The sequence below is a fragment of the Streptomyces sp. NPDC004561 genome (assembly GCF_053602155.1).
Map to the genome: position 1 here is coordinate 1 of NZ_JBSGDB010000689.1, position 3,558 is coordinate 3,558.

Sequence of the window (3,558 nt, forward strand, 5' to 3'; positions counted from 1 at the left end):
GTGACGTCCGCGACCGCTCCCCCGGTGCCGGACATGTGGTGCGTGTCGTCCGCATGCGCTCACCAGCACATGACCGCCGTCTCTCCCGACCCCCACGTGGAGTACAGGCGGACGCGGACGAAGTAGCGGCGGCCCCTGACGAGGCGGACCCGGACGGCGGCGTTGTCCGGCGTGCCGCCGTCGTCGTGCCCCGCGAGGAAGCGCGGTTCCCCGTCGCGCTCCTCCAGGACCACCAGCACGGTGTCGGCGTCGCCGAAGGCGCCCACGGTGTAGTCGCGGGTCTCCGGCGGCTCGACGGCGAAGTCGGCCTGCTCGCCCGGTCCGAGCCCGAGCGGCACCGACCGGAACGGCACCAGCTCGGCCGGCCCCGAAGGCCCGGCGGGCGGGTACCAGCGCAGGACGAACTCCTTGTCCTGCGGTGACGGCGCCCCGCCCGGACGCAGCCCCCCTCGGTACCGCTCTGGCTCCAGCACCAGCCCCGGTCCGAACGGGAACGCCATCACCGACTGCGGATCCCACACCGAGCCGCCCGCCTCACAGGCCGCCAGCTCGCGCAGGACGTTCGTGTACGTCGTCTCCCGGCTCCAGTGGTTCGGCGGGCCCGCCAGCTCGGCGTACACGGCCTCGTCGTCCCAGTGGAGCCCGGCGAACGGGTTCTGGTGCTCGTGCACCATGCCGAGCGCGTGCCCGATCTCGTGCAGCACGATCCCGCGCTCCCCCGGCGCGGTCACGTCCCAGCCGAGGTTCATGGTGCGCTCGCCCCCGCCGACCGACAGTGCCTCCCGGCCCACCGCCGACCAGGAACCCGCGCCGGCCTGGAACCCGATCCGCAGCTCCGCCTCGCGCCGGTCGCCGACCTCGGCGAAGGTGACGCCGATGCCGAGCCCCTGCCACAGGGCGAAGCACTCGCGGACCACGTCCCGCTGCTCCTTGCCGCCGGCCCACGGCATCCGGCGCAGCTCCCCGGTCCCGGGGACCGGGATCACCGAGGCGTCGCCGTCGTCGTCGAGGAAGCAGTAGTGCAGGACCGTACCGTTGACCCACATGCGCCGCCCGGCGAGCAGCGCGCCCAGCCGCTCGGCGGTCAGCCCCGGTCCGTAGGACGGGGCCGACTGCCGCGGTAGCGAGCAGAGGCGTCGGGTCATGCGGTCAGCCTGCCCGCCCGCCGGGGCCGGGCGCCTGAGTCGGGGGCTACTCAAGTCGCCCTGTATCAAACCTGAGTACGCGCGCTCTGCATGGTGTGAGGACTTACGAACAGGACGCGAAGACCCTTCGGCTGCCCTGGCCGTTCACCGGCCGGGAGGAGGAACTGGCGCTGGTGCGGGGCGAGTCGGCGGCCGGGCGGCACGGCATCGTGGTCACCGGGCCGGCGGGCCGCGGCAAGACCCGGCTGATCACGGAGGCGGTCCGGGGCACGGACCACGCCCGGGTGACCGGAACGCCCGAGGCCCGGGACCTGCCGTTCGCGGCGTTCGCGCACCTGCTGCCCGAGACCGGCTCGCTGCACCGGGCGGTCCGGGCGCTGTCCGGCGTACGGCTCCTCGTCGTGGACGACGCCCATCTGCTGGACGAGGGCTCCGCCGCCCTGGTCCACCAGCTCGCCGTGCACGGACGCACCCGCCTGCTCGTGACCGCGACGGACGGCACACCGGCGCCCGGCGCGGTGTCCCGGCTGTGGACGGGGGAGCTGCTGCCCCGGCTGGAGCTGGCACCGCTGCCCCGCGAGGACACCGCAGGGCTGCTCGCCGCGGCCGGCCTCGAACCCCTCACCGTGCACCGCCTGCACCAGCTGTGCCGGGGAGACCTCCGGCTGCTGCGCGACCTGGTGACCGCGCTCGGCGGGAGCGGCCGCCTCCTCCCGGTCCCGGACACCGGCGAGTGGGCCTGGCGGGGCCCGCTGCCGGTCACCCCGGCTGTACGGGAGCGGCTGGCACCCGCCCTGGAGCGGTCCGGCCCCGGCGAACGCGAGACCCTGGAACGCCTCGCGTTCGCCGAGCCCCTGCCGCTGCCGATGGACGACCTCGACCTCGACGTCCTCGAACGCCTGGAGACCGACGGGCTGATCACCGTCGACGACCGCGGCGCCGTCACCCTCGCCCACCCCCTGCACGGCCCGGCCCTGCGCGCCACGACCGGCCGGCTGCGGGCCCACCGGCTGACCCGCCCTCCCCTCGCCCACGGCCCGGCCCTGGAGGCCGAACAGCGGGCCCTCGCAGGGCGCATCGAGCAGCTGGACGTCCGGCCGCTGCCCGCGCCGGTGGGGGAGTGGCTGGTCGCGGAGGGCGCCCCGGTCCCGGCCGGGTACGCGGCCGTCCGCGCCCGGTTCGCCCGGCTGCGCGGCGAGGTGCGGGACGCGGCCGCGTGGGCCCGGGAAGGACTGCGCCAGGCGCCGGACGACCATGACTGCCGTGCGGAACTGGGCGCCGTGCGGGACCAGTCGGACGAGACCGACCCGTCGGCTCCCGCCGCCCCCGCCGGCGACGACGCCTACGCGCTCTACGCGGCCGTACGCCTCGGCGACCCCGGCCGGGTCGCCGGGCGGCTGCCGGCGGGCAGTGTCTTCGCCCGGCACGCCGACGCCCTGGCCCGGGGCGACGCGGCCGCCCTGGACCGGGCCGCGGAGGCCCTGGAGGAGCGCGTCGCCTGCTGTTCGCGGCCGAGGCCCACGCCCAGGCCGTACGGGTCCACCGCGACCCGCGCGCCGCGCGCATGTCCCGTACCCGGGCGCTCGCCCGCGCCCGCCGCTGCCAGGGCGCGCGCACGCCGGCCCTCGCCGGGCTGGTCCTCGGCGAACTCACCGCGCGGCAGCGGCAGATCGTCACCCTCGCCGCGGCCGGACTGAGCAACCGGGAGATCGCCGAGCGGCTGACCCTGTCGGTCCGCACGGTCGGAAACCACCTGTACAGCGCGTACACCCGGCTCGGCACGGGGGACCGGGACGCGCTGCCGTGCCTGCTGGAGGAGCCGGCGTGACGGCCCCACCGGACCTCACGCGGCCCCGAACGCCGCGAACGCCCAGCCCGTCGCCTGGTGGACCGTGTCGCCGGGCAGGGCGGCCCGGGCGTCGCGCAGGGCCTCGGCCAGGGAGAGGCCCGCGCCCAGGCCCTTGTGCAGCGCGAGCATCAGGGGCACCACGGCCGCGTCGTTGACCGGGGCGCTGCTCGCGACCACCCCGGCGGTGCCCAGCGGGAGCAACGCCGTGACCAGGCCGAGGAGTTCGTCGGCGCCGACGGAGGCGAGACGGGCGGTGTCGCAGCTGGACAGGATGATCCGGTACGGGCTGCGGGCCAGGCGCTCGAAGTCGTGCACGATCAGCGGGCCGTCGGCCATGCGCAGCGCGGAGAACAGCGGGCTGTCCGCACGGAAGGTGCCGTGGGCGGCGAGATGCGCGAGGCCCGCGCCGTCGAGTTCCGCGAGCACCCGCGGGACCTGCGCGTCCGCGCCCTCCAGGACCGTCGCCGTGCCGCGCCGAAGAACTCGGAGAACGCGGGCCGGACCAGCACAGCGAGCCGGTCGGCCAGGACAGGGCCGGGATCGCCCGCGCTGCCCGACTGCCGG

At 76.6% G+C, this 3,558-nt stretch carries 2 protein-coding genes and 1 pseudogene; 1 reads left to right on the forward strand and 2 read right to left on the reverse strand.

Translation table 11 applies throughout. The features are described from left to right. Positions 1–59: 59 nt before the first annotated feature. A complete protein-coding gene (absR1, locus tag ACWEN3_RS43605) occupies positions 60–1,145 on the reverse strand; it encodes a beta-glucuronidase AbsR1 (RefSeq protein WP_452983442.1) in 1,086 nt (361 codons plus the stop codon). 95 nt (positions 1,146–1,240) lie between these two features. On the opposite strand from absR1, the pseudogene ACWEN3_RS43610 reads away from it, so the two are divergent. After that, positions 1,241–2,973: pseudogene (locus ACWEN3_RS43610) on the forward strand (LuxR family transcriptional regulator AbsR2). Between the two features lie 15 nt (positions 2,974–2,988). Here ACWEN3_RS43610 and ACWEN3_RS43615 read toward each other — a convergent pair. Beyond that, the coding region (locus tag ACWEN3_RS43615; RefSeq protein ID WP_452983445.1) for a CHAT domain-containing protein at positions 2,989–3,558 on the reverse strand (570 nt) is incomplete at its 5' end.